The organism is Pseudomonas sp. NPDC079086 (genome assembly GCF_044542155.1).
Classification (GTDB): domain Bacteria; phylum Pseudomonadota; class Gammaproteobacteria; order Pseudomonadales; family Pseudomonadaceae; genus Aquipseudomonas.
The window spans coordinates 1,194,318-1,216,798 of sequence record NZ_JBITTY010000001.1 but is presented as its reverse complement, the minus strand read 5'-3'; the positions used below and the strand labels follow the sequence as shown (position 1 = coordinate 1,216,798).

The 22,481-nt window shown below is 59.9% G+C and carries 22 protein-coding genes; 7 read left to right on the top strand and 15 right to left on the bottom strand.

The window, feature by feature from the left end:
* Positions 1-41: 41 nt before the first annotated feature.
* Positions 42-872 (bottom strand): alpha/beta hydrolase family protein, encoded by an 831-nt coding sequence (locus ACIGEK_RS05735; protein ID WP_397492365.1) that lies wholly within the window; start codon positions 870-872, stop codon positions 42-44.
* 138 nt (positions 873-1,010) lie between these two features.
* Here ACIGEK_RS05735 and ACIGEK_RS05730 point away from each other — a divergent pair, with 138 nt between their 5' ends.
* The gene (locus tag ACIGEK_RS05730) at positions 1,011-2,006 is read left to right on the top strand and encodes a GlxA family transcriptional regulator (RefSeq protein WP_397492364.1); all 996 of its coding nucleotides are present in this window, start codon (positions 1,011-1,013) and stop codon (positions 2,004-2,006) included.
* 35 nt (positions 2,007-2,041) lie between these two features.
* Here ACIGEK_RS05730 and ACIGEK_RS05725 read toward each other — a convergent pair whose 3' ends face one another.
* Positions 2,042-2,779, bottom strand: coding sequence for a substrate-binding periplasmic protein (locus tag ACIGEK_RS05725; RefSeq protein ID WP_397492363.1), 738 nt, complete (start codon positions 2,777-2,779; stop codon positions 2,042-2,044).
* Between the two features lie 138 nt (positions 2,780-2,917).
* Between ACIGEK_RS05725 and ACIGEK_RS05720 the strand changes: the two genes are divergently transcribed.
* Together ACIGEK_RS05720 and ACIGEK_RS05715 are read left to right on the top strand one after the other, a co-directional pair.
* Positions 2,918-3,484: a GNAT family N-acetyltransferase gene (locus ACIGEK_RS05720; protein ID WP_397492362.1), complete on the top strand. Its 567-nt coding sequence runs from the start codon at positions 2,918-2,920 to the stop codon at positions 3,482-3,484.
* 1 nt (position 3,485) lies between these two features.
* The gene (locus ACIGEK_RS05715) at positions 3,486-4,724 is read left to right on the top strand and encodes an NAD(P)/FAD-dependent oxidoreductase (protein WP_397492361.1); all 1,239 of its coding nucleotides are present in this window, start codon (positions 3,486-3,488) and stop codon (positions 4,722-4,724) included.
* A 4-nt stretch (positions 4,725-4,728) separates the two neighbouring features.
* Here the strand turns inward: ACIGEK_RS05715 and ACIGEK_RS05710 are convergent, their stop codons facing one another.
* A complete protein-coding gene (locus ACIGEK_RS05710) occupies positions 4,729-5,505 on the bottom strand; it encodes a substrate-binding periplasmic protein (RefSeq protein ID WP_397492360.1) in 777 nt (258 codons plus the stop codon).
* A gap of 171 nt (positions 5,506-5,676) precedes the next feature.
* Between ACIGEK_RS05710 and yccS the strand changes: the two genes are divergently transcribed.
* On the top strand, positions 5,677-7,854 hold the full coding sequence (yccS, locus tag ACIGEK_RS05705; RefSeq protein ID WP_397492359.1) for a YccS family putative transporter: 2,178 nt from the start codon (positions 5,677-5,679) through the stop codon (positions 7,852-7,854).
* Positions 7,855-7,976: 122 nt separating this feature from the next.
* Positions 7,977-8,459 carry a transcription elongation factor GreAB gene (locus ACIGEK_RS05700; RefSeq protein WP_397492358.1) on the top strand — a complete coding sequence of 161 codons (483 nt, stop codon included), beginning with the start codon at positions 7,977-7,979 and terminating at the stop codon, positions 8,457-8,459.
* Between the two features lie 4 nt (positions 8,460-8,463).
* On the opposite strand, the gene ACIGEK_RS05695 is transcribed toward ACIGEK_RS05700, so the two are convergent.
* Complete coding sequence (locus tag ACIGEK_RS05695; protein ID WP_397492357.1) at positions 8,464-9,216, bottom strand: substrate-binding periplasmic protein; 753 nt, start codon at positions 9,214-9,216, stop codon at positions 8,464-8,466.
* Between the two features lie 111 nt (positions 9,217-9,327).
* Here ACIGEK_RS05695 and ACIGEK_RS05690 point away from each other — a divergent pair, with 111 nt between their 5' ends.
* Positions 9,328-9,561, top strand: coding sequence for a DUF2789 domain-containing protein (locus ACIGEK_RS05690; protein WP_397492356.1), 234 nt, complete (start codon positions 9,328-9,330; stop codon positions 9,559-9,561).
* On the opposite strand, the gene ACIGEK_RS05685 is transcribed toward ACIGEK_RS05690, so the two are convergent.
* The 4 genes from ACIGEK_RS05685 to ACIGEK_RS05670 all read right to left on the bottom strand — a co-directional run bounded on the left by ACIGEK_RS05685 (position 9,544) and on the right by ACIGEK_RS05670 (position 12,230).
* Positions 9,544-10,071, bottom strand: coding sequence for a M48 family metallopeptidase (locus ACIGEK_RS05685; protein WP_397492355.1), 528 nt, complete (start codon positions 10,069-10,071; stop codon positions 9,544-9,546). The genes ACIGEK_RS05690 and ACIGEK_RS05685 overlap by 18 nt on opposite strands.
* A gap of 62 nt (positions 10,072-10,133) precedes the next feature.
* The gene (locus ACIGEK_RS05680) at positions 10,134-10,580 is read right to left on the bottom strand and encodes a hypothetical protein (protein ID WP_397492354.1); all 447 of its coding nucleotides are present in this window, start codon (positions 10,578-10,580) and stop codon (positions 10,134-10,136) included.
* Positions 10,581-10,642: 62 nt separating this feature from the next.
* A complete protein-coding gene (locus tag ACIGEK_RS05675) occupies positions 10,643-11,743 on the bottom strand; it encodes a PQQ-dependent sugar dehydrogenase (RefSeq protein ID WP_397492353.1) in 1,101 nt (366 codons plus the stop codon).
* Between the two features lie 31 nt (positions 11,744-11,774).
* The gene (locus ACIGEK_RS05670; RefSeq protein WP_397492352.1) at positions 11,775-12,230 is read right to left on the bottom strand and encodes a hypothetical protein; all 456 of its coding nucleotides are present in this window, start codon (positions 12,228-12,230) and stop codon (positions 11,775-11,777) included.
* Between the two features lie 178 nt (positions 12,231-12,408).
* Between ACIGEK_RS05670 and ACIGEK_RS05665 the strand changes: the two genes are divergently transcribed.
* Positions 12,409-13,419, top strand: coding sequence for an alpha/beta hydrolase (locus tag ACIGEK_RS05665; RefSeq protein ID WP_397492351.1), 1,011 nt, complete (start codon positions 12,409-12,411; stop codon positions 13,417-13,419).
* A gap of 69 nt (positions 13,420-13,488) precedes the next feature.
* Here the strand turns inward: ACIGEK_RS05665 and ACIGEK_RS05660 are convergent, their stop codons facing one another.
* The 7 genes from ACIGEK_RS05660 to tkt all read right to left on the bottom strand — a co-directional run bounded on the left by ACIGEK_RS05660 (position 13,489) and on the right by tkt (position 22,442).
* A complete protein-coding gene (locus ACIGEK_RS05660) occupies positions 13,489-15,975 on the bottom strand; it encodes a collagenase (RefSeq protein WP_397492350.1) in 2,487 nt (828 codons plus the stop codon).
* Positions 15,976-16,164: 189 nt separating this feature from the next.
* Positions 16,165-16,602 carry a hypothetical protein gene (locus ACIGEK_RS05655; protein ID WP_397492349.1) on the bottom strand — a complete coding sequence of 146 codons (438 nt, stop codon included), beginning with the start codon at positions 16,600-16,602 and terminating at the stop codon, positions 16,165-16,167.
* 61 nt (positions 16,603-16,663) lie between these two features.
* Entirely contained in the window at positions 16,664-17,728 is a 1,065-nt protein-coding gene (gene fba, locus ACIGEK_RS05650) for a class II fructose-bisphosphate aldolase (RefSeq protein WP_397492348.1), read from the bottom strand.
* 110 nt (positions 17,729-17,838) lie between these two features.
* Positions 17,839-18,159: an MliC family protein gene (locus tag ACIGEK_RS05645; protein ID WP_397492347.1), complete on the bottom strand. Its 321-nt coding sequence runs from the start codon at positions 18,157-18,159 to the stop codon at positions 17,839-17,841.
* Positions 18,152-19,315 carry a phosphoglycerate kinase gene (locus ACIGEK_RS05640; RefSeq protein ID WP_397492346.1) on the bottom strand — a complete coding sequence of 388 codons (1,164 nt, stop codon included), beginning with the start codon at positions 19,313-19,315 and terminating at the stop codon, positions 18,152-18,154. The genes ACIGEK_RS05645 and ACIGEK_RS05640 overlap by 8 nt, the downstream gene beginning before the upstream one ends.
* A gap of 4 nt (positions 19,316-19,319) precedes the next feature.
* Positions 19,320-20,375, bottom strand: coding sequence for an erythrose-4-phosphate dehydrogenase (gene epd, locus ACIGEK_RS05635; protein WP_397492345.1), 1,056 nt, complete (start codon positions 20,373-20,375; stop codon positions 19,320-19,322).
* A gap of 66 nt (positions 20,376-20,441) precedes the next feature.
* The gene (gene tkt / locus ACIGEK_RS05630) at positions 20,442-22,442 is read right to left on the bottom strand and encodes a transketolase (RefSeq protein ID WP_397492344.1); all 2,001 of its coding nucleotides are present in this window, start codon (positions 22,440-22,442) and stop codon (positions 20,442-20,444) included.
* Between the last annotated feature and the right edge of the window lie 39 nt (positions 22,443-22,481).

The window sequence follows — 22,481 nt, the reverse complement described above, 5'->3', positions numbered from 1 at the left end:
GAATTTTGCTTATTGAGGTATTTTTCAAGCAGTAACCTGGATCAAGACGCCATGCGCTCTTCCAGCAAATGCCTATCTAAAAAACCTATGACTTTCTTGGCATATTCTTGGGGCTGCGCGGCATAGGCATGGGTGTGTTCGGCACCCGGCACCTGCCAGAACTCCGTTGCGGTTTTGCCCTGCAAGGCCTGCAACAGCAGCTTGCCATCCTTGACCGGAGTGAACTTGTCGGCCTCGCCGTAGATCAACAACAGCTCGGGGCGGCCCACCAGGCGCTGCGCGGCGTAGGTGGGGCGCAAGCTGCGCTCACCGGCGGGATACAGCAGTTTGGACAACTGGATGCCCAGCTTGGGAATGGGGTAACGCGACCAGAAGTGCAGCAGGGTCGGAAAGGCGGATTCCAGCACCGCCACCTTGAACGGATGATCAGGCTGCGCCAACGCGCACAGGCTCATGGCCGCACCCATGGAAGCACCGAGTACCGCAATAGGTAACGCCGGGTACTGCGCCTGCAGCGCTTGGCCAGCGGCGAGCACATCCAGCGGGTAATCCATAGTGGTCGAGGTGCTTTCGCCGAAGCCGTTCAAATCAAACAGCATCACGTGATAGCCCGCCTGACGCAGCAGCTCGGCATGCCCGTACTTTATCCAGAAGCCCTTAGCCGCGACGCCCATAGGGTGCGCCAGCAATACCGCGCCCTTAGCCTCTGCGGTGTGCGCCGCAGCCAGCAGCGCAGAGATACGCGCCCCCGACAGGCTGTCGACAGTCAGGCGCTGCCACTGGCTCTGCTCAACATTTTCCGGCCAGCGCCAGGGCCGCACAAAGCGGCCGAAGAAAGGCTTTTTGAACAGTCGGTATGCCGTGTTCTTCATGCTGGAAATCCCTGTGTTATCGATGATCGGAAGCTGATAAGCACAGACTAGAGCGCACGCATGGCTGCCTCTATGAGCAGAAATGACATATAACATGCGATTTTTACCAGCACGCCCCGCACAGACCGGAGAGTAGACATGCGCGTCACCGTCCTGATGGCCGATCACTGCTCCTCTACCAGCGTGGCCGCGACCCTGGAGTTCTTCGCAACCGCCAATGTGTTGCACCACTATGCGACCGAGAAAAGCGCGCGCCATGAACCCCAGGCACCGCTGTTCACCCTGCAAACCGCGTCAATCGATGGCCACAGCGTGGCCTGCACCGGCGGCCTGCAACTGACTCCAGACAAAGCACTGGATGAGGTGCACAACCCACAGCTGGTTATCGTGCCTGGCTTTATGTTCAACATTCTCGGCGTGCTGCCCGGCCTGGGCAGGATGGTCGAATGGCTGCAACTGCAGCACCAGCAAGGCAGCTATATCGCCAGCATGTGCACCGGCGCCTTCGTCACCGCCCAGGCCGGGCTGCTGGATGGGCGCTGCGCCACCACACACTGGCTTTTCAGCGAACAATTCGCGCGACGCTTCCCCAGGGTGAAGCTGCAACCCGAGCGCACCGTAACGGATGACGGCCAGATGCTGTGCTCGGGAGGCTCCACAAGCGGCAGCGACCTACTGCTGCACCTGATCCGCAAATTTTCCTCACCCCAGCTGGCTGCCGAGTGCGCGAAGAAACTGCTGGTCGATGTCGCCGTGCGCAGCCAAACCCCTTACGCCAGCACCACCTTCAAGAAAAACCATACCGACGCCGAGATTCTCAAGATCCAGGTCTGGCTGGAGCATCGCCTGGCGCAGGGCATTGTTATGGAGCAGGTGGCTGAAGAGTTCTGCTTGAGCATGCGCAACTTTATCCGCCGCTTCAAAGCCGCCACCGAGCAAACGCCCATTGAGTATTTGCAGAATTTGCGTATCGAGCGGGCCAAGTTTTTATTGGAAAGCAGCCAGCAAGCGTTTGACCAGATCACCTTGCAGGTGGGCTATGACGACGGCAACTCCTTCCGGCGCCTGTTCAAACAACGGGTGGGACTGACCCCTAGTGCGTATCGCAAACGCTTTGAGAATGTGCGCCCGTGATCAGCGAAACACGACCCAGAACTGGCAGCAACGCTTTACAAACCGTGGCGTTGAAAAATCTGCGCATAGCTGCCATCGGCACGCATTTCCTCGATTGCCTTGTTAAAGGCATCGGCAATCTGCTGATGCTGCGGGTGTTTGCGACTGACCAGAATATGTAGACCGTTCTCGCTTAACGGCTGCGGCAGAAACTCCAGTTGATCGCGAATCCCGGCCAGGCTGCGGCTCAGGTGATAGCGCGCCACCAGCTCATCCTCCAGAGTCAGCTGCACCCGTCGCGCCTGCAGCATGCGCGCGCCCACTTCAAAGCCGACAACACCGACCTTGGTCAGCCGGCTGTCCTGATCAAACTCGCTGGAATAGGCGTAACCGCGCACCACAGCAATGCTGTAGGGATACAAGTCGGATAACTGCTTGAAACTGATCTGGCCGCCCTTGCGCTGCAGAAAACGGATGCGGTTGATCAGGTAGGGCTGCGAATAATGGCCAAATACCGCCCGCTCATCGGTGTACCAGGCATTGATCAGCACGTCGTAGACTTCCTGCTGCAACCCGCGCACCGCACGCTCCCACGGCACCTGAACGTAGCTGGTGGTGTAGCCGGCGCGGTTCAGGGCGGTGGTCACCAGATCGGAGGCTACGCCATTATTCAGTAGCGTCTGGTCATTGAATGGCGGCCAAGGGTCCGCGACCAAACGCAAGGTCTCTGCAGCATAGCCATACAAGGGCGCCAACAGCAGCCACGACAGCAGGCAGGCACGCAGTCCATTCATTAACGGCAATTCCAAGGAAAGCAGAAAACTAATCCTAGCTGCCACAGCGCTTTTTGACAGCGCGCTCATAGCAGCGAACACAGCGAAAGCTATTCTGCGCACACAACAACCCAGTACGGCAAAAAGGAGTTCTGCCGCATGGCGCAACAACAACCCCTACGTATTTACGATGCCCAACATGCTGATCTAGAGACTTTACAGCGCATCGGCTGCGATACCTACCGTGAGCATTTCAGTGAAATCTGGACACGAGCGGGAATGCAGCGCTTCCTTGCCGAGGACTTCTCAAGCGAAAACCTAATCAACTCGCTCGCCGCAACAGAAAAGCATCTGTGGCTTCTGGCCGAGGACAATGGCGGCAACATCCTGGGCTTTGCCAAGCTCAACTGGAATAACCCCATGCCTTTGGGCAATACCGTGGGCGTAGAGCTGCAGAAAATCTACCTACTCATGTCCGCGACCGGCAAAGGCTATGGCGAGCAGTTGCTGCGAGTTATCTGTGCATATGTATTGGCACAGCAACAACACCTGCTGTGGCTGGATGTTCTAAACAGCAATCGCGCGGCACAGGCTTTCTATACACGGTTCGGTTTCCGTACCTATGGCGAAATCCCATTCAGCACCGACATGTTCGAGATCGGCATGCAGGTAATGGCCTACGACCTCACGTCTCACCCTCAAGCGCACCCGACAACTTGCAGTTAAGATGCGCGCTGTTTTGCGCCAGCGTTGGCGCGTGTCGCAGGTTGAGGAAGTTGCTGTGCTTACACCCCAGGTCGTGATTATTGGAGCCGGCGCCGCCGGCCTTATGTGCGCGCTGACTGCTGCTGCGCGCGGGCGGCAGGTGCTGTTGCTGGATCACGCCAATAAGGCCGGCAAGAAGATCCTGATGTCAGGTGGTGGGCGCTGCAACTTCACCAACATGTACTGTGAACCGAGCAACTTTCTCTCGGAAAACTCGCACTTCTGCAAGTCCGCTCTGGCGCGCTACACCCAGTGGGACTTTATCGGCCTGGTGGCCAAACACGGTGTGCCGTACCACGAGAAGAAACTCGGCCAGCTGTTCTGCGACAACAAGGCCAGCGACATTCTCGGCCTGCTGCTAAGCGAGTGCGATGAAGCGGGTGTTGAGCTGCGACTGGACACCTCGGTGAGCGAGATTAGCAAGCAGGACAACAGCTACCAGCTGCAGACCAGCGCCGGCGCAGTGCGCTGCGAATCGCTGGTGATCGCCACCGGCGGCCTGTCGATTCCGACCCTCGGCGCCACGGGCTTTGGCTATCAGGTAGCCAAGCAGTTCGGCCACGAACTGCTGCCAACTCGCGCCGGTCTGGTGCCGTTCACCCTCACCGACCCGGCGCTCAAGGCGCTGTGCACCGAGCTGTCCGGCACCTCGGTGGAGGATTGCGTGGTGAGCTGCAACGGGCAGAGCTTCAAGGAAAATATCCTGTTTACCCACCGAGGCTTAAGCGGCCCGGCGATTCTGCAGATTTCTTCGTTCTGGCAGCCGGGCGAGGCTATCAGTATCAACCTGCTGCCGCATATCGACCTGCCTGAGTGGCTGGAGCAGCAACAACGCGAACGGCCCAATAGCGAGTTAAAAACCCTGCTGGCTGAGCTGTTTACCAAGAAGATGGCTGGGTTGTTGGCCGACAACTGGTTCGCCTCCAAGCCGATGAAGCAGTACACCCACGCCGAGCTCAAGGCGATTGCCGAGCAACTCGGCGACTGGCAACTGGTGCCGGCCGGCACCGAAGGTTATCGCACCGCAGAAGTCACTCTGGGCGGCGTGGACACTCGCGAGGTGTCGTCGAAGACCATGGAGTCGCTGAAGTCGCCAGGGCTGTATTTTGTCGGCGAAGTGCTGGATGTTACCGGTCACCTGGGCGGCTTTAACTTCCAGTGGGCCTGGGCTTCGGGTTACGCGGCGGCCCAATACGTCTGAAACATCAAGGCGCGGGGGCGGGTTCAAGCGGCGGCAACGGCTCGCCTGGTAACCACTTCTGATGGATTGCGGCAAAGCTGCCGTCGCTCTTCATGGTGTCGAGCTCGCGCTGCCAACGGCTGATCAGCGCATCATCGGTCTGCTGGGAAAACGCGATATAGGTGTCGCCGTGCATAAAGCTGAACAACAGCTGCACCTCGTCGGCCTGAATATCGCCCTGCGCCAGCAGTGCATTGAGACCGAGATTGTCCAGCACCATCAGTTTGACCCGCCCTAGCTTGAGCATGCTCACCATCTGCGCTGGCCCGGTGACCGGGGTAAGGTTGCTAAAGCCCTCGGCCAGCAGGCGTTGGTGGCTGTACCAGTCGCGCGGCACGGCAATTTCGCCGTACTCACGGGCCTCGTCCAAGCGATTGATCGACAGAAAAGAACGGCGCAGCGCATAGAAGCTGGTGACATTGCGAGTAATCGGCCCGACCCACTTGAACAGCTGCTCACGCTCACGAGTGCGCATGGTCACGAACAGCCCGGTATTAGCGCGCGTCAGGGCCAGCTGATAACCCCGCGCCCAGGGCACCACGCTAATCGGCGCATTTTGTCCAGTGCGCTGCATGATGGCTTGCACCACTTCGGTGGCCAGACCAGTCGGCTCACCGTTCTTGCTGAAGTTGATGGGTGGGTATTCTTCCGTGTACAGGCGTAACGGCTGGGCCTGCAGGCTCACGCACAACAGACTGACAAACAGCAACGAGAAAAGTCCACGCACACAAGTGAACAACATGGCCGATGCCTCGCTAATGAGCGGATAGCTTTAGCGTAGCCCGGTCGCAGTGATTCACCTCACACAACCGATCAGCGCGACATTTTAATCAGCCCAAGCGCCGCTTGCTGCTGCCAACTCGACACAGACTCCGTTAGGCTGCTACCTGTTACGGTTGATCAAGGTTGGGCCATGCCGTCCACTGCGCTGCGCCACTCGTTCCGTCGCCTCTGGGCCCAGGACAAATTCAGCTACAGCTTGCGGGTATTCATTGCCCTCAGCGGGGCGCTGCTGCTGTGCTGGTCGCAGGACTGGATGCATGCACTGATCCCGCTGTTTCTCGGGGTAATCGCCAGTGCCCTGGCGGAGACTGATGACAGCTGGCAGGGCCGCCTGATTGCACTGCTGGTCACCCTCGGCTGCTTCAGTGTGGCGGCCTATGTGGTGGAGTTTCTGTTCCCCTACCCCTGGCTGTTTGTCTGCGCGTTGGCGTTGTCCAGCTTTGCCCTGACGATGCTCGGCGCACTCGGCGAACGCTACGCCACTCTCGGCGCGGCCACCCTGATCCTCGCGGTATACAGCATGATCGGCGTGGAGCAGCGTGGTGGCGCAGCGGGACTCTGGCAGGAACCGCTACTGCTGGTAGCCGGCGCCGCCTGGTACGGCCTGCTGTCGGTGCTGTGGAATGCCCTTTTTGCCAACCAGCCGGTGCAGCACAGCCTGGCGCGGCTGTTCCGTGAGCTGGGCCAGTACCTCAAGCTCAAGGCCGCGCTGTTCGAACCGCTGCGTCAGCTGGATGTGGAAGAACGCCGCCTGGCCCTGGCCAAACAGAACGGTCGAGTAGTGGCGGCGCTGAATGCAGCCAAGGAAATTATCCTGCACCGGGTCGGCAATGGCCGGCCCGGGCCGAAGGTCAGCCGTTACCTGAAACTGTATTTTCTCGCTCAGGATATCCACGAGCGCGCCAGCTCCTCGCACTACCCTTATAACGAACTGGCCGAGGCGTTCTTCCACAGCGATGTGCTGTTCCGCTGCCAACGTCTGCTGCGTCTACATGGAGAAGCCTGCCAGCGCCTGGCCCAGGCCATTGAGCTACGCCAGCCATTTGAATACCGCGAACTGTGCCACCAGGCGCTGGACGACCTGCACGATTCCCTCGAACACCTGCGCGTGCAGAGCAACCCGGCCTGGCGTCACCTGCTGCGCTCCCTCGGCGCGCTGGCCGGCAACCTGCGCAGCCTGGATACGCTACTGGGCAACGCCAGCAACCCCGACGCCATGGCGGAACAACAGGACAGCAGCCTGCTCGACCGCGAGCCACAGTCACTCAAGGATGTCTGGGAACGCCTGCGCCTGCAGCTGACGCCGACTTCGCTGCTATTTCGCCATGCCCTGCGTCTGTCCATTGCCTTGGCGGCCGGTTACGGCGTACTGCACTGGATTCACCCCACCCAGGGCTACTGGATTTTGCTGACCACGCTGTTCGTCTGTCAGCCGAACTACGGCGCAACCCGACTCAAACTGGTTCAGCGTATCAGCGGCACCGTGCTCGGCCTGCTGCTCGGCTGGGCGCTGTTCGACCTATTCCCCAATCAGCTGGTACAGGCATTGTTTGCAGTAGTCGCAGGCGTGGTGTTCTTTGCCCTGCGCAGCAGCCGCTACACCCTGGCCACGGCCGCGATCACCCTACTGGTGCTGTTCTGTTTCAATCAGGTGGGTAATGGCTACGGACTGTTTATTCCACGGCTGGTCGACACCCTGCTCGGTAGCCTGATTGCCGGTTTGGCGGTGCTGCTGATTCTGCCGGACTGGCAGGGCCGACGCCTGAATCGTCTGCTAGCCAGCACCCTGAGCTGCAACAGCCGCTACCTGCAGCAGATCATCGCCCAGTACGCCAGCGGCAAACGCGACGACCTGGCCTACCGCCTGGCCAGGCGTAATGCGCATAACGCTGATGCCTCGCTGTCCACCACCCTCGGCAACATGCTGATGGAGCCTGGGCATTTTCGTAAGGAAGCGGATATCGGCTTTCGCTTTCTGGTGCTGTCGCACACCCTGTTGAGTTATCTCTCCGGCCTAGGTGCGCACCGTGGCGAAACCAGCCTAAGCGGGCAGGACAACCCGCTGCTGGTCAGCGCCAGTCGCCTGGCCGCCAGCCTGGACGAGATTGCGAGTTGCCTAAGTGATGAACGCCCAGTGGCCATCTACAGTGACACCGAAGAACAGCTGGCCAGCGAACTGGAGACACTCAGCAACGACCTAGATGACCAACAACGACTGGTGCAGACCCAGCTGGCGCTGATCTGCCGCCAGCTGGGACCATTGCGTACCCTGGCCTCACACCTGCAAAAACGCCAACCGGAGGCTTAGCCTCAGGCTGAACGGGCAACAGGCCACTAATGCCCCCGCTCAGCCGTGATGGAGCACACCGGTCAACTGCCCGCCCCGATGCTTTTCCGCTACCCTGCACGCCTGCCCAGAAAGTGCCTGCCATGAACAAGACCGAACTGCTGCAACAGGTAATCACCCGCCTCGAAGATGACCTGCTGCAGGCCCAGCAGGCGGCGCAGACCGCCTACGAGACAGCGACACACGAAGAAAACATCGCCGAAAACAAATACGACACCCTGGGCCTTGAGGCGTCTTATCTAGCGACTGGACAGGCGCGTCGGGCAGAGGAAATACGCCAGGCCTTGGCAGCTTGGAAGCAGCTGCGCCTGCGCCCCTTCAACGCTGAGCACGGGATTCAGTTAGGCGCGCTGGTCTGGTTAAGCGATCCGCAGGGTGCAGAACTCTGCGTGTTCATCGGGCCTGATGGGGCAGGTCTAAAACTCTGCCTGGCGGAACAGGACATTCAAGTAATAAGCCCTCGGTCACCCCTTGGCCAACGACTCCTCGGTTGTGCCGAGGACGCCGATGTTGAACTGCGGATTGGCGCAACGATGCAAAGGTTTGAAGTGTTACGCGTACTGTGAACCCTCAAGGCACCTCGACCTGCCAGTCTGTCGCGAGCGCGGCCAGCCGGCCGTGCTCAATCATCTGAGCAAACTCACGATCAAAGTCTAAGGGCAGCCCAGCCAGATCAATATGCCGAGGGAATGCGAAATAACCGTCTTGTTGATCAATCTGTGGCGTTAACTGGCTGACGGTGCTGCTCAATCCCAAAGCCGCCAGTACGGGAAGGGTGTTGCGCTGATTACTTGCCAACATGTCCAAGCGCCCGGCCCTGAGCATCTTTAGACCATTCTCAACACTTGCCAGGGTTATCAGTTCAAGCTGCTCACGCTGACTGTCGAAATGTTCGCCATAGGCCCAGCCACGAACCACACCAATACGCCGGCCAAGCACTTGCTGATAATCACCATTCCACTGCAAGGTGCTGCTACGCAAATGGAAGAACACAATACTGTCGCGGTAGAACGGTTGCGCTGAAAAGATAAACCGCTTCTCTCGCTCAGCACTTTTATAGGGGCCAATAAGAATGTCGGCCCGGCCACTCTCAACCATCTTCTGCGCACGCGCCCACGGATATAGCTCAAAGCGCACATGATGCCCAAGAGGCTTAAGCGCCTCACGCAACACACTAACCGCCAGGCCGCCAAGTTCGCCATCCACCTGCTGCTCGAATACACCCGGGAAATTCGTGCCAACGGCCAGCAGCTCACGAGCGACGGCCGGCGCGGCCAACAATAGGCATAGCCAAACAATCAGAGGCCGCAGTAAAGCACTCACGCCCATAGGTCCCTCGGCGATGCAGATTTTCACTCAGCCTATCAGCTGGCAGGTCTTTCTGCGTTAGGCTGAAGGCAGCCACACACTCAAGCAGAGAGAGGAACGCATTAAATGGAGAACCCCATTCACGACCTTCCATCATTATTCAAACAACTGGGTTTGGCTGCTGACCAGGCCAGCATTGACGCCTTTATCAGCCAGCACACGCCATTGCCTCCAGAGTGCAAACTGGCCGATGCGCCATTTTGGGACAAGGCGCATGCCGCCTTTCTCCGCGAGGAGATTCTCGACGATGCTGACTGGGCTGAGGTGGTCGATCAGCTCAACCTACTGCTGCGGGGCTGACAACTCGCCTGCCGTACCAGGCAACTCGCGCCAGGTCAGGTAAACCCGTAGGTCAAACTCCAGCTGGTGGTAGCCCGGCAGCATGTACTCACAGAGCTTGTAGAAGGCCTTGTTATGCTCGGCTTCCTTCAAATGCGCCAGTTCATGCACGACGATCATCTGCAGAAACTCAGGCGCGGCCTCGCGAAACAATGAGGCAACGCGAATTTCCTTCTTCGCCTTGAGCTTGCCGCCCTGCACCCGCGAGATCGCCGTATGCAGGCCGAGGGCGCGGTGGGTCAGATCGAGGCGATTGTCATAAAGCACCTTGTCGATGGCCGGCGCATTGCGCAGATGCTCTTGCTTGAGGCCCTGGATATAGGCATACAGCGCCTTGTCACTCTGAATCGCGTGCTTGCCGCTGTATGACCGCGCCAGATAATCGCCCAGGCGCTGCTCGACGATCAGCTGGCGGATTTTGTCTTGCAGCTGGGCCGGGTAGCCTTGCAGGTATTTAAGCGGGATCGTCATTTCAGCCACACAACAGCATAAAGGCCGGCAGTGTAACGCCAGCAGGCTACCTAGACGCAGGCCTAACCATTCTGCACCACGCCTACAGGCTTTTTAGCCGCCTGTTTCAGCAAGAAGAAATGACTCGAAGTGATTAACGACAGGGCGTTTACTAGCGTCATAAACAAGCCGATACCGACCAGCGCGCCACGTCCCAAGTCATCCAAACAGAACAGCAGCAACACACCTGCAATCAAGGCCTGAGCAAAGCGCCAATAGCGAAACGCCTGGGTGTAATTCGCCACCACCATCCAGCAACTGAGCAGCGGTGCGAGAAATATTCCGACCACCAGCATGTCAGGTACGGCCAGGCGGATGCTGCCACCTACCAACAACACCAGAAGGCAAATACCGAGGAGCCCGGCATACAGGAGGTTCAGAACCAGATACAGACGGTAGCCAGGTGTGCTGGGCACGTGTATCAAATCAGCGCGGGTGGCAGGCGGAGCGTAGGGATTGAACTCGTCCATGAGGCATGACCTAAAACCAACAAAGTCCCGATTGTCCGAGCACAGCTATGACGCTTCAAGTGCTATTGCGCAGGCACCACACGCAGCAACCGTCCCTCAACACTATCGGTGAGCAGGTACAGCGCACCATCAGGGCCGCCGCGTACATCACGAATACGCTCCTTGAGCTCTTCAAATAGTATTTCCTCACCAGCTAGCTTGCCGTCCTGCAGGCGGATGCGGCGCACGCTGCGTTCGGCCAGGGTCGAGGCAAACAGGTCACCCTGCCATTCGGGGAACAGCGCACCGCGATACTGAGCCAGGCTCGACGGTGCCACCGAGGGCGTCCATTGCAACAAGGGCTGCTGCAGGCCGGGCAGCTCGGTGTAAGGCGAAATCTGCGCACCGGTGTAATCAATACCGTAAGTGATCAGCGGCCAACCATAGTTGTTGCCTGGCTCAATCAGATTCAACTCATCGCCACCGCGCGGGCCGTGTTCGTGGCTGTAGAGGCGCTGCAGCTGATTGTCATAGACGATGCCCTGCACATTGCGATGGCCCAGGCTATAAATTTCCGGCGCTGCACCGGTCTGTCCCACTAGGGGGTTGTCTTGGGGGATGCTGCCATCGCGATTAAGGCGCACGATTTTGCCGAGGTGGTTACTCGTATTCTGCGCCTGCTCACGCAGGTCAAAGCCATCACCCAGTGTCAGCACCAGCGTGTTATCTGGAAGAAAAGCCATGCGCCCACCGTAATGCGCGGCCCCGGCTTTGGCCGGTAGCGCACTGAACAGCACCTGCACGTCTTGTAACTGCCCATCGACCAGCCGCGCCTTGGCCAGACGCGTGTTGTTGGCCTGGGCGGTGCCGTAGGCGTAGCTCAAGTAAAGCTGCTGATTGCTGGCAAATTCCGGGTCGAGCATGACGTCCATTAACCCCGCCTGAGCAGCAACAAAGCCCTCGGGTACGCCGCCGACCGGCTGCGGATTGAGGCTGCCGTCCGCTTCGATGATGCGCAGGCGGCCAACCCGTTCAGTCACCAGCATGCGCCCGTCCGGCAGAAAGGCCAGCGACCAGGGATGCTCCAGGCCGCCGGTCACGGTTTCGATGCGGTAATCCATGGCATGTACCAGGCTGCTGCCAAGCAGACCAAGCAACAACAGGGCGCGGGAGGTATTCAACATGGTTCGGGCCTTTTGCTCACAGAGGGATAAATCAGGATTGTGCAGGGGGCGAGCGCCGCGCCAGCACGGCAAACAACAGTGCCCCCAGGCTGCCGCAGGCCATCAGCCCGAGGGTCCCCGCCATGCTGCGGTTGGCGCCGATCAGCGTTGGCATCGGCAACAACGCATTGGCCAACGCCATCGCCGCCAGCACCGCCAGCGCGCCGGCCAGGGCAAACAACAGCCAGCGCCCCGTCGGCCAGATGCACGCCAGCCGGCTCGCCGCCGGCAAGGCAAAGATAAAACCGAGGATCACCAGCACCGCGAAGGTCGGGCTAAAGCCCAGCAGGTCCAGGCAGGTGGTCTGCACCCGCACGCTAAACGGCATGGGCGCGCCAAGCGCCTGCAAGTTGGCCAGATTGAACTGGGTCTGCAGCACAGCGCCCATCACACTCGCCAGCAACACAGCCCAAAAGAAGTACAACAGAGTGCGCAATTTGCTCGGCATGCAGGCAGATATCCAGAGACGACGGTGGCCCGAGTATGGACCAGCGCGCCGCGTGGCATGTGGCATGTGTTTTACATGGTTTTACCAAGCCCACAAATGGGCGATAGGCGCAATCACAGCGCTGTAGCAGAATGCCAGCAACCATCCTGCCGACAACAACCCACACAAGAACCGCACGATGAAAAAAGCCCTGCCCTTCTGCGCGCTGACTCTGGTGTTGCTAGCCCTAGCATTCAGCCTCGGTCCCGTACCGACAGTCGATACACAACTCACGCCGATCCAGCTGCCCGCTGACCTTGACCATTATCTGGCCGAGACAGAGGCGCGCTACCCGGACATCACTCCCGGCGCAGAAAAAACCATCGTCTGGGCCCACCCGGACCAGCGCCAGACCGATCTGGCGATCATCTACCTGCACGGCTACTCGGCCACCCGCCAGGAAACCGCGCCGCTTAGCGACCAGTTGGCAAAGCAACTGGGCGCCAACCTGTTTTACACCCGCCTCACCGGTCACGGCCGCAGCGGAGCGGCGATGGCCGAAGCCAGCGTGCACGACTGGCTGCAGGACACCCAGGAAGCCCTGCAGATCGGCCAGCGCCTAGGCAAACAGGTACTGGTGATCGGCACCTCGACCGGCGCCACCCTCGCCACCTGGCTGGCGCTACAGAGCGATAACCCGCAGGTGCTGGCCTATATCATGGTGTCGCCGAACTTTGCCCCAAAAGACCCGGCCGCCACCGTACTGACCTGGCCCTGGGCCACGCATTTCGTGCCACTGCTACTAGGCCCGGAACATCAATGGCAACCCCGTAACGCCGAACAGGCGCGCTTCTGGACTCACCGCTACCCGGTGCAAGCGCTGCTACCGATGATGGCGCTGGTGAAATACGTACGCGAGCAGCCGCTGGAGCAGATCAGCACGCCGATTCTCACTATTTATTCACCGGACGATCAGGTGGTCAGCCCAGGCGAAATCAAGACCGCATTCACCCGCTTCGGCTCGGCGCACAAGCAACTGATTGCCCTCAAGGATACCCAAGACCCATCCCACCATGTGCTGGCCGGCGACATTCTTTCGCCAAGAGACACCGCACGGGTAAGCCTGGCGATCATGCAGTTCCTAAAAGCCTTGCCGAGTGCTGCGTCATTACCGGCGCACAACGCGGCCCAGCTGCAACCAAGCCCATAAAAAATGCCCGTATCCAAGGATACGGGCATGCGTTACAGATCAAACCATAGGCCTTATGCCAGCTGCGCTTCAGTCACGCGGCGGGCGGGCCAAGCTTGCACGCGTGTCCAACTGACGCTGATGCGCCGTGGCATGATCAGGCATGTCCTGCACGTCACTCAGCTGCGCGGCACTGCGTGGTTGCTGCTGCCAGCTGGCAAGTAGCTGGTCGCGCCACTGCGGATACTGGGCGCCATGCGACCGATTCAGCTCATCCAGCGCCAATCGATAAGCAGCCAGGTCATTGCGGCGCAGGTGTGCGGCTAGTGCCAAATGGCGTGCTGGGTCGCGCTCTTGCAGGTAGCGATGCAGGGTGTAGGACCAGTGATAGACCATGCTGCTGCCACTCTCGTAACTCAGCCTGGTGATGGCCTCAAGGCTCGGACGCTGACCGGCTGCCACTCGACTGATGTCATTCATGCCACGTTCGAAGTGGCTTCCCCAGGCCAGGTATTCTGCCAACCCTTCTGCCCACCAGGTGGTCAGATTCAGCGGATAGTGACCAAAGGCGCCGTATTGATTGAAGCGACCGTCGAGGTAGTGGACGTACTCATGATTCAGGTTCCACACCTGCCCCGCCTGCACATACGCGAAGAAACGTGGCTGATTACCCGCCAACCACGGGCTACCTTCCAGGTACATGCCGCCATTGTCGGTGCTGAAGCCATACAGCAGTCCACCGAACTTCTGGTACTGCTCACGACTGGAGAAGATCACCAGCTCCAACGTCGCATTGAGGTCATCGGCTACCGGCGTCCAGTTGGTCTGCATGATGCGATGGAAGTCCTGCTCCTGCTTGCCCAGGCTCTGGCAGATTTCCAGCATTTGCGTCTGGCTCAATGGCTGCGAGCGCACCTTAAGCGTGGGGCCGCAAACGTGCGTTTGTGGCAACACCTGAGCAATTTCAAACTTGTAGCACAGCCCGTTGAACAGGCTGCTACAGGCACCGTCGACATCTGCACGGTAGGCGTAGTCCACGTAATAACTGCGGAAGTTGCTCTTCAGCTCCAGATCATCCAGCACCCCTTGCCCAAGGTGCGCCTGCATCACCTGGCGCACGGCACGGTTGTTGCCCTCGCGCCAGACGCCATCACTCAACTGGGCAAGCTTGCCCAAGGCCTCAATAGCGTTCATCACGATAAAGCCATCGCGATTGAGCCACAGCGCATTGCGGCTGCTAGCCAGTTCGGCGATGGCGTCGGCAAAGCGGTTGTCCTGGATCAAGGCACTGCGCAATGCGCCTTCAGCCCAGCCAAAACGGTCTAACAGGTTCAGGGTTTCGAATACCGCATCACCGTAACTGCGTTCCTTGCTCAGCTGTGCGGTGTTGCTGAAATGCTGCAATAGCGACTGCAAGCGCGGCAGGTGCCGCATGATGCTGGCACTGGATTGCGGCGTGGCCATCAGCGCACCAAGACCGACAACATAGCCCTCGATCACTTGCCCGGAAGCTTTCTGGTAGGTCAGCAACTCACGCATGTTCGCTACCTGGAACAGGGCGTGTTCCAGCATGCTCAACTGCGCCGGCGTGGCCTTGCTGAAACCCAGGAAGTAGTTATAGGCACGCACGTAGTACAGAAGCTTGTTCAGGTCAGGGTCCTGAATCTGTTGCTGGCGGGCCAGAAAGTCGATGGAAGCCAATACCGCCTCCAGACGACCAGCCTTGGCATGCTGGAAATGCTCAACGAAGAACTCGTTATCCAGCACCTCACGGACCATTGGCGAGAAATCCGCTTTAGTCCGCAGCAAGGGGTCCAGCGGCGGCAGAGTTGGCTGCACCGGTGGTTGCGGTACAACAGGCGGCTCTATAGGAGGTTGCACTGGTGGTGTAACGGGAGGCGTAACAGGCGGTTGCGCGGCGCTACGCAGCTCAAGGCGAACCTTGGTAATGCCAGAGTGGGCGCGCTTGCTGTCCCTGATTTGGTAGCTGAAGCTGTCCTGGGCACTCTGATCACGATAGGCCCGATAGCTATAGCGGCCGGTTTTACCATCCAGCGTGAGGCTACCCAAGCGTGGGTAATCAATGATGCTGAACGTCAGCGGATCGCGGTCCGCATCGCGGCCCAGCAAAGTCGCTTCAAACAACGCCCCCGCGTTCACTGCCAGAACCTGACTGGTGGCCTCTGGCGCACGGTTACCGGCCCTGCCGTCGGCAGGCAACAGGTTAAGTTGCACCACTGCCGGTGCCGACCAGCTCTTGCCATCGGTGGCGCGGTATTCAAACTCGTCGTAATGGCCAGTAGCGTTGGCCGTCGGCTGATACTCATAACGCCCAGTGTTCCAGTCCAGCTGGATACGGCCGTACTTGGGCTGCTTGGTAATCGCAAAAGTGATTCGGTCGCCCTCTGCATCGCGTGCCCAGATCCAGCTGGCATTCACTTTGCCGGCTGCGATGTGCTCACTGTGGCCACGCACTTCAGGGGCCTGGTTAACCTCAGCGACCGCCGCGTTCAGCGGAGTCAAAGCCAGGACTAGTGCGCAGGCGTGCAGGTCTTTTCTGATTATTCTTCTGAACATAGCGTCATCATCTTGATGAATAGTAAGGGGCGCGGATTCTATCCACCCCCCTACTGTGAAGACGCCAATCACCGCACGTTGCCTGCAACTTACCTGGCTTTTACCAGTTAAATCCCGATTTTGCGCAACTGATCGCAACTCAACTGCCAACTCGTTCGTACCGCAACCCCTTGAGGCATCTGCCTCGGGTTACTTCGCTTTATTGACACAAGGCCGAGCATCGGCATGAAACTCACACGGCTGCCCAAGTAAATAGCTGCGGTAAACCTCTAAGAGCTGCACGGCCGTCAGTCGACAAGCCGTTGTCCGGCACTGCGCATTGAAGGCAAAGGCGCTTTGCTCGGCTTCGGCCAAGCGGATATACAACGCCGGCCAGTCGCTGACCGGCGCATCGGCCGGGGTAAACAGCAACCGCCCCTCGCGTTGCACCAGCGGCGCACCGGCCTCCGCATAGTCGAAGATGAACAGCAGCGTGCGCGACAGCTTGGTGGTGCACTCCGCGCGGGTAAGGCATTGCTGCGGATCGACGGCGATAGCCACTGGAGCGGGTGGCTCGCTAACCGGCGACTGGCCCGCACAGCCAGCCAGTAGAGCCAACACCACTAACAGCCAGAACAACCTATGCATTGCGCCCCTCCCGAATAACAAAAAGCCCCGCATCAGCGGGGCTCTCGGTACAGCAACAGGCTTAATTGACCTTGGCGGCCAGCTCACCCTTGGCATAACGCTGGAACATGGTTTCCAGGTTCATCGGTTTGATCTTCGAGGCATTGCCGGCAGTGCCGAACGCTTCGTAGCGGGCGATGCAGATATCACGCATAGCAGTCACGGTCGCACCGAAGAATTTACGCGGATCGAATTCACTCGGGTTCTCAGCCATCAGGCGGCGCATGGCACCGGTGGACGCCAGGCGCAGGTCGGTGTCGATGTTGACCTTGCGCACGCCGTACTTGATGCCTTCGACGATTTCTTCAACCGGCACGCCGTAGGTTTCTTTGATGTCGCCGCCGTACTGGTTGATGATCGCCAGCCACTCTTGCGGTACCGAGCTGGAGCCGTGCATTACCAGGTGAGTGTTGGGGATGCGCGCATGGATCGCCTTGATGCGATCGATAGCGAGGATGTCGCCAGTAGGCGGCTTGGTGAACTTGTAGGCGCCGTGGCTGGTACCAATGGCGATGGCCAGGGCATCGACCTGGGTACGCTTGACGAAGTCGGCAGCTTCTTCCGGGTCAGTCAGCATCTGGCTGTGATCGAGCACGCCTTCAGCGCCAACACCGTCTTCTTCGCCGGCCATGCCAGTTTCCAGGCTACCCAGGCAACCCAGCTCACCTTCCACCGACACACCGCAGGCGTGGGCAAAGGCTACGGTCTGCTGGGTAACACGCACGTTGTAGTCATAATCAGCCGGGGTTTTGCCGTCTTCTTTCAGCGAGCCATCCATCATCACCGAGCTGAAGCCCAGCTGGATCGAGCGCTGGCAGACGTCAGGGCTGGTGCCGTGGTCCTGGTGCATACACACCGGGATATGCGGGAATTCTTCGATAGCGGCCAGGATCAGGTGGCGCAGGAACGGCGCACCTGCGTATTTACGCGCACCGGCGGAAGCCTGGACGATCACCGGGGAATCGGTCTTGTCGGCCGCTTCCATGATCGCGCGCATCTGCTCGAGGTTGTTGACGTTGAAGGCCGGCACGCCGTAGCCAAATTCGGCGGCGTGGTCGAGCATCTGGCGCATGCTGATAAGTGCCATGGTGTTCTTTCTCCCGGTGGTGCTCGTTAATCGTGCAAGCCTGCCGCAGGGGCAGGCGCTATTCAAGTCATTCAGATCAGGGGCAACCCTGGCCTGCATTCAATTCGTTGCTAGGGTGCCTTGCAGCCGCGGCCGATCAGGTCATCGTTGGCCGCCCAGTAGACCAGCCCTTCCTCGCCCTTGGTATGAAAGGACAGCAAACCATCGCTGTACAGCGCGCCCGAACCTGACACTTGCTGATTCAAGCGATAGACAATATCGCCACCACCCAGACGTACATCAACCGACTCGCGGCTACTGTCGGCGAAACGCCAGAGCACTTCGGCCCGGCTGTCGCAGACCCAACGCGTCCAGTTATCCGACGGCGCCGGCTGACTGGCGCACGCGCCAAGCAGGCTCAGCAACACCAGCAGGGTGATCGACTTAACCATTGGCGCGCTGTTCCAACATGTCTACGGCCGGCAGTACTTTGCCCTCGACGAACTCAAGGAACGCGCCGCCACCAGTGGAGATATAGCTGATCTGCGCACCAATACCGTACTTGTCGATAGCCGCCAGGGTGTCGCCACCACCGGCGATGGAGAACGCCGGACTGTCGGCAATAGCCTGAGCCAGTACCTTAGTGCCATTGCCGAACTGATCGAACTCGAACACACCCACCGGGCCGTTCCAGAGAATGGTCTTCGACGACTTCAACAGCTCGGCGAACTGCGCAGCGGTCTGTGGGCCGATATCCAGAATCATGTCGTCTTCAGCCACATCGGCGACCAGTTTGACAGTGGCTTCAGCGTCTTCGGCGAAGGCCTTGGCCACCACCACATCAACCGGCAACGGCACGCTGACCTTGGCCGCGATGGCCTTGGCAGTTTCGACCAGATCGGCTTCATACAGCGACTTACCGACCGGGAAACCGGCGGCAGCGAGGAAGGTGTTGGCGATGCCGCCGCCAACGATCAGCTGGTCGCAGATCTGGCTCAGGCTGTTGAGTACGTCGAGCTTGGTCGACACCTTGGAGCCGGCAACAATCGCCGCCATCGGCTTGGCCGGGTTGCCCAGCGCCTTGCCCAGTGCGTCCAGCTCGGCAGCCAACAACGGGCCGGCACAAGCCACCTTGGCGAACTTGGCTACGCCGTGGGTCGAGCCCTCGGCGCGGTGAGCAGTGCCGAAGGCGTCCATGACGAACACGTCGCACAGGGCGGCGTATTGCTGGGCAAGTTCGTCAGCGTTCTTTTTCTCGCCCTTGTTAAAGCGCACGTTCTCGAACAGCACAATCTCACCGGCCTTGAGCTCAACGCCGTTCAGGTAATCCGCAACCAGCGGTACGTCGCGGCCCAGCGCCTTGCTCAGATAGGCAGCAACGGGGGCCATACTGTTCTCTGCACTGAACTCACCTTCGGTCGGACGCCCCAGGTGCGAGCAGACCATAACCGCTGCGCCTTTCTCCAGCGCCAGCTTGATGGTCGGCAGGGAAGCGAGGATGCGCGCGTCGCTCTTCACCACGCCGTCTTTTACCGGCACGTTGAGGTCTTCGCGGATCAGCACGCGCTTACCGACGAGGTCGAGGTCGGTCATCTTCAGAACGGTCATGTAATCAGTCCTTCACGGGGGCTGGAGTAGTCAGGGAAAGAAAGTGTTCAGCAACATCGAGCATGCGGTTGGCAAAGCCCCACTCGTTGTCGAACCAGGCCAGCAGATTCACCAAACGCGGGCCGGACACGCGGGTCTGGCTGCCATCGACAATCGCCGAATGCGGATCGTGGTTGAAATCACAGCTGGCATGGGGCAGTTCGGTATAAGCCAGTAAGCCCTTGAGCGGTCCGCTTTCCGCCGCTTGACGCAGCACGGCGTTAATCTCCGCGGCCGAGGTGTCGCGAGCGGTCTGCAGAGTGATATCCAGGCACGAGACGTTTACCGTCGGCACGCGAATAGCTTTGGCCTGGATGCGCCCGCTTAGTTCCGGCAACAGGCGCTCGATACCGCGGGCCAGGCCAGTGGACACCGGAATCACCGACTGAAAGGCCGAGCGCGTGCGGCGCAAGTCTTCGTGGTGGTAGGCGTCGATCACCGGCTGATCGTTCATCGCCGAGTGGATGGTGGTGATCGACACGTAGTCGATACCCACCGTCTCATTCAGCAACTTGAGCAGCGGCACGCCACAGTTGGTGGTGCAGGAGGCGTTCGACACCAGCGTCTCACGCCCCGTCAGACAATCCTGATTGACCCCATAGACCACCGTGGCGTCGATATCCGCCTCGCTGGCCATCGGTTGCGACAGCAGCAAGCGCGGCGCACCGGCATCAATAAAGCGCTGCGCATCGCCGCGCGTGGTGTATTGGCCGGAGCATTCCAGCAGCAGGTCGATATCCAGCGCCGCCCAGTCGATGGCTTCCGGCGTCGCCTGACGCAGTACCTTTACGCAGTCGCCATTGATGTGCAGGCAATCGCCATCGACCTTCACCTCACCGGGAAAACGCCCGTGGGTGGAGTCGAAGCGGGTCAGGTATTCGATGCTGGCCTGATCGGCCAGATCATTCAACGCGACGATTTCCAGCTGCGCCCCCGCGCCACGTTCATGCAACGCACGCAGCACGCAGCGGCCGATACGGCCGTAGCCGTTGAGGGCAATTCGATAGGGGCGCTTGGACATGATGATCTCGATGGGCAACCGTAGGATGGGTTAGCCGCACAGCGGCATCACCCATCATTCGCCGGATCAGGCTTCCAGCAGCTCGGCGGCAGTTTCCAGGACGTTTTCGACGGTAAAGCCGAACTCCTCGAACAGCGCAGGGGCTGGGGCCGACTCACCAAAGGTGGTCATGCCAATGATGCGGCCTTCCAGACCAACGTACTTGTACCAGTAGTCCGCATGCGAGGCTTCGATAGCGATGCGCGCACCGACCTGCACCGGCAGCACGGCCTGCTTGTAGCCGGCGTCCTGCTGGTCGAACACGCTGGTGGACGGCATCGACACCACACGTACCTTACGGCCTTCTGCGCTCAGTTTTTCGTAAGCTGCTACCGCCAGACCGATCTCCGAACCGGTGGAAATCAGGATCAACTCTGGCTCACCGGCGCAGTCCTTCAGCACATAACCGCCGCGGGCCACGTCCGCCAGTTGCTGGGCGTCGCGGTTCTGGTGCGGCAGGTTCTGCCGGCTGAAGATCAGCGCGGATGGACCGTCGTGACGCTCAATGGCGTACTTCCAGGCCACCGCCGATTCCACGGCATCGCATGGACGCCAGGTATCGAGGTTCGGCGTGCCGCGCAGGCTGGCCAGCTGTTCGATTGGCTGGTGAGTCGGGCCGTCTTCGCCCAGGCCGATGGAGTCGTGAGTGAAGACGAACAGCACGCGCTGCTTCATCAGCGAGGCCATACGTACTGCGTTGCGCGCGTATTCCATAAAGATCAGGAAGGTCGCGCCGTACGGCACGAAGCCGCCGTGCAGAGCCACACCGTTCATAATCGCGCTCATGCCGAACTCGCGCACGCCGTAGAACATGTAGTTACCGGAAGCATCAGCTGCCGACACGCCCTTGCAGCCTTTCCACAGGGTCAGGTTGGAGCCGGCGAGGTCGGCAGAACCACCAAGGAACTCCGGCAGCAACGGACCGAAGGCATTCAGCGTGTTCTGGCTGGCCTTGCGGCTGGCGATGGTTTCGCCTTTGGCGGCCACTTCCTGAATATAGGCAGCGGTTTTCTCGGCGAAGTCGGCTGGCAGCTCACCCGCTACACGGCGCTTGAACTCGCTGGCCAGCTCGGGGAAGGCAGCAGCATAGGCAGCGAAACGCTGATCCCACTCGGCTTCAGCCGCGGCACCGGCTTGCTTGGCGTCCCACTCGGCGTAGATATCGGCCGGAATTTCGAACGGGCCGTGGTTCCAGCCCAAGGTGGCGCGAGTCAGGGCGATTTCTTCGAGGCCCAGTGGCGCACCGTGGCAATCTTCCTTGCCACCTTTGTTTGGCGAACCGAAGCCGATGGTGGTCTTGCAGCAGATCAGGGTCGGACGGTCGGCGGTTTTACGTGCCGTTTCGATGGCGATCTTGATCTCGTCGGCGTCGTGACCATCAACATTGCGAATCACCTGCCAGCCGTAGGCTTCGAAGCGCGCCGGGGTGTCGTCGGTAAACCAGCCTTCAACTTCACCGTCGATGGAGATGCCGTTGTCGTCGTAGAAGGCAACCAGCTTGCCCAGGCCTAGGGTGCCAGCCAACGAGCAGACTTCATGGCTGATGCCTTCCATCATGCAACCGTCGCCGAGGAAGGCGTAGGTGAAGTGGTCAACGATCTGGTGGCCGTCACGGTTGAACTGCGCGCCCAGGACTTTCTCGGCAATGGCGAACCCGACGGCGTTGGCAATGCCCTGGCCGAGCGGGCCGGTGGTGGTTTCTACGCCTGGGGTGTAGCCATATTCCGGATGGCCCGGAGTACGGCTATGCAGCTGGCGGAAGTTTTTCAGGTCGTCGATGCCCAGGTCGTAGCCGGTCAGGTGCAGCAGCGAGTAGATCAGCATCGAGCCGTGACCGTTGGACAGCACAAAGCGGTCACGGTCGGCGAACTTCGGGTTGCTCGGGTTGTGCTTGAGGAAGTCGCGCCACAGTACTTCGGCGATATCCGCCATGCCCATCGGGGCACCCGGATGGCCGCTGTTGGCCTTCTGCACGGCATCCATGCTTAGGGCACGAATGGCATTGGCTCGCTCACGACGGCTGGGCATCACTGAATCTCCTACGGGCTGCTTGGGCAACTGGGGGTC

Bases quoted from the DNA above. Each gene is read 5' to 3' on its own strand.
- ACIGEK_RS05735 (WP_397492365.1), bottom strand. From the start codon at position 872: ATGAAGAACACGGCATACCGACTGTTCAAAAAGCCTTTCTTCGGCCGC.
- ACIGEK_RS05730 (WP_397492364.1), top strand. From the start codon at position 1,011: ATGCGCGTCACCGTCCTGATGGCCGATCACTGCTCCTCTACCAGCGTG.
- ACIGEK_RS05725 (WP_397492363.1), bottom strand. From the start codon at position 2,779: ATGAATGGACTGCGTGCCTGCCTGCTGTCGTGGCTGCTGTTGGCGCCC.
- ACIGEK_RS05720 (WP_397492362.1), top strand. From the start codon at position 2,918: ATGGCGCAACAACAACCCCTACGTATTTACGATGCCCAACATGCTGAT.
- ACIGEK_RS05715 (WP_397492361.1), top strand. From the start codon at position 3,486: ATGCGCGCTGTTTTGCGCCAGCGTTGGCGCGTGTCGCAGGTTGAGGAA.
- ACIGEK_RS05710 (WP_397492360.1), bottom strand. From the start codon at position 5,505: ATGTTGTTCACTTGTGTGCGTGGACTTTTCTCGTTGCTGTTTGTCAGT.
- yccS (WP_397492359.1), top strand. From the start codon at position 5,677: ATGCCGTCCACTGCGCTGCGCCACTCGTTCCGTCGCCTCTGGGCCCAG.
- ACIGEK_RS05700 (WP_397492358.1), top strand. From the start codon at position 7,977: ATGAACAAGACCGAACTGCTGCAACAGGTAATCACCCGCCTCGAAGAT.
- ACIGEK_RS05690 (WP_397492356.1), top strand. From the start codon at position 9,328: ATGGAGAACCCCATTCACGACCTTCCATCATTATTCAAACAACTGGGT.
- ACIGEK_RS05685 (WP_397492355.1), bottom strand. From the start codon at position 10,071: ATGACGATCCCGCTTAAATACCTGCAAGGCTACCCGGCCCAGCTGCAA.
- ACIGEK_RS05680 (WP_397492354.1), bottom strand. From the start codon at position 10,580: ATGGACGAGTTCAATCCCTACGCTCCGCCTGCCACCCGCGCTGATTTG.
- ACIGEK_RS05675 (WP_397492353.1), bottom strand. From the start codon at position 11,743: ATGTTGAATACCTCCCGCGCCCTGTTGTTGCTTGGTCTGCTTGGCAGC.
- ACIGEK_RS05670 (WP_397492352.1), bottom strand. From the start codon at position 12,230: ATGCCGAGCAAATTGCGCACTCTGTTGTACTTCTTTTGGGCTGTGTTG.
- ACIGEK_RS05665 (WP_397492351.1), top strand. From the start codon at position 12,409: ATGAAAAAAGCCCTGCCCTTCTGCGCGCTGACTCTGGTGTTGCTAGCC.
- ACIGEK_RS05660 (WP_397492350.1), bottom strand. From the start codon at position 15,975: ATGTTCAGAAGAATAATCAGAAAAGACCTGCACGCCTGCGCACTAGTC.
- ACIGEK_RS05655 (WP_397492349.1), bottom strand. From the start codon at position 16,602: ATGCATAGGTTGTTCTGGCTGTTAGTGGTGTTGGCTCTACTGGCTGGC.
- fba (WP_397492348.1), bottom strand. From the start codon at position 17,728: ATGGCACTTATCAGCATGCGCCAGATGCTCGACCACGCCGCCGAATTT.
- ACIGEK_RS05645 (WP_397492347.1), bottom strand. From the start codon at position 18,159: ATGGTTAAGTCGATCACCCTGCTGGTGTTGCTGAGCCTGCTTGGCGCG.
- ACIGEK_RS05640 (WP_397492346.1), bottom strand. From the start codon at position 19,315: ATGACCGTTCTGAAGATGACCGACCTCGACCTCGTCGGTAAGCGCGTG.
- epd (WP_397492345.1), bottom strand. From the start codon at position 20,375: ATGTCCAAGCGCCCCTATCGAATTGCCCTCAACGGCTACGGCCGTATC.
- tkt (WP_397492344.1), bottom strand. From the start codon at position 22,442: ATGCCCAGCCGTCGTGAGCGAGCCAATGCCATTCGTGCCCTAAGCATG.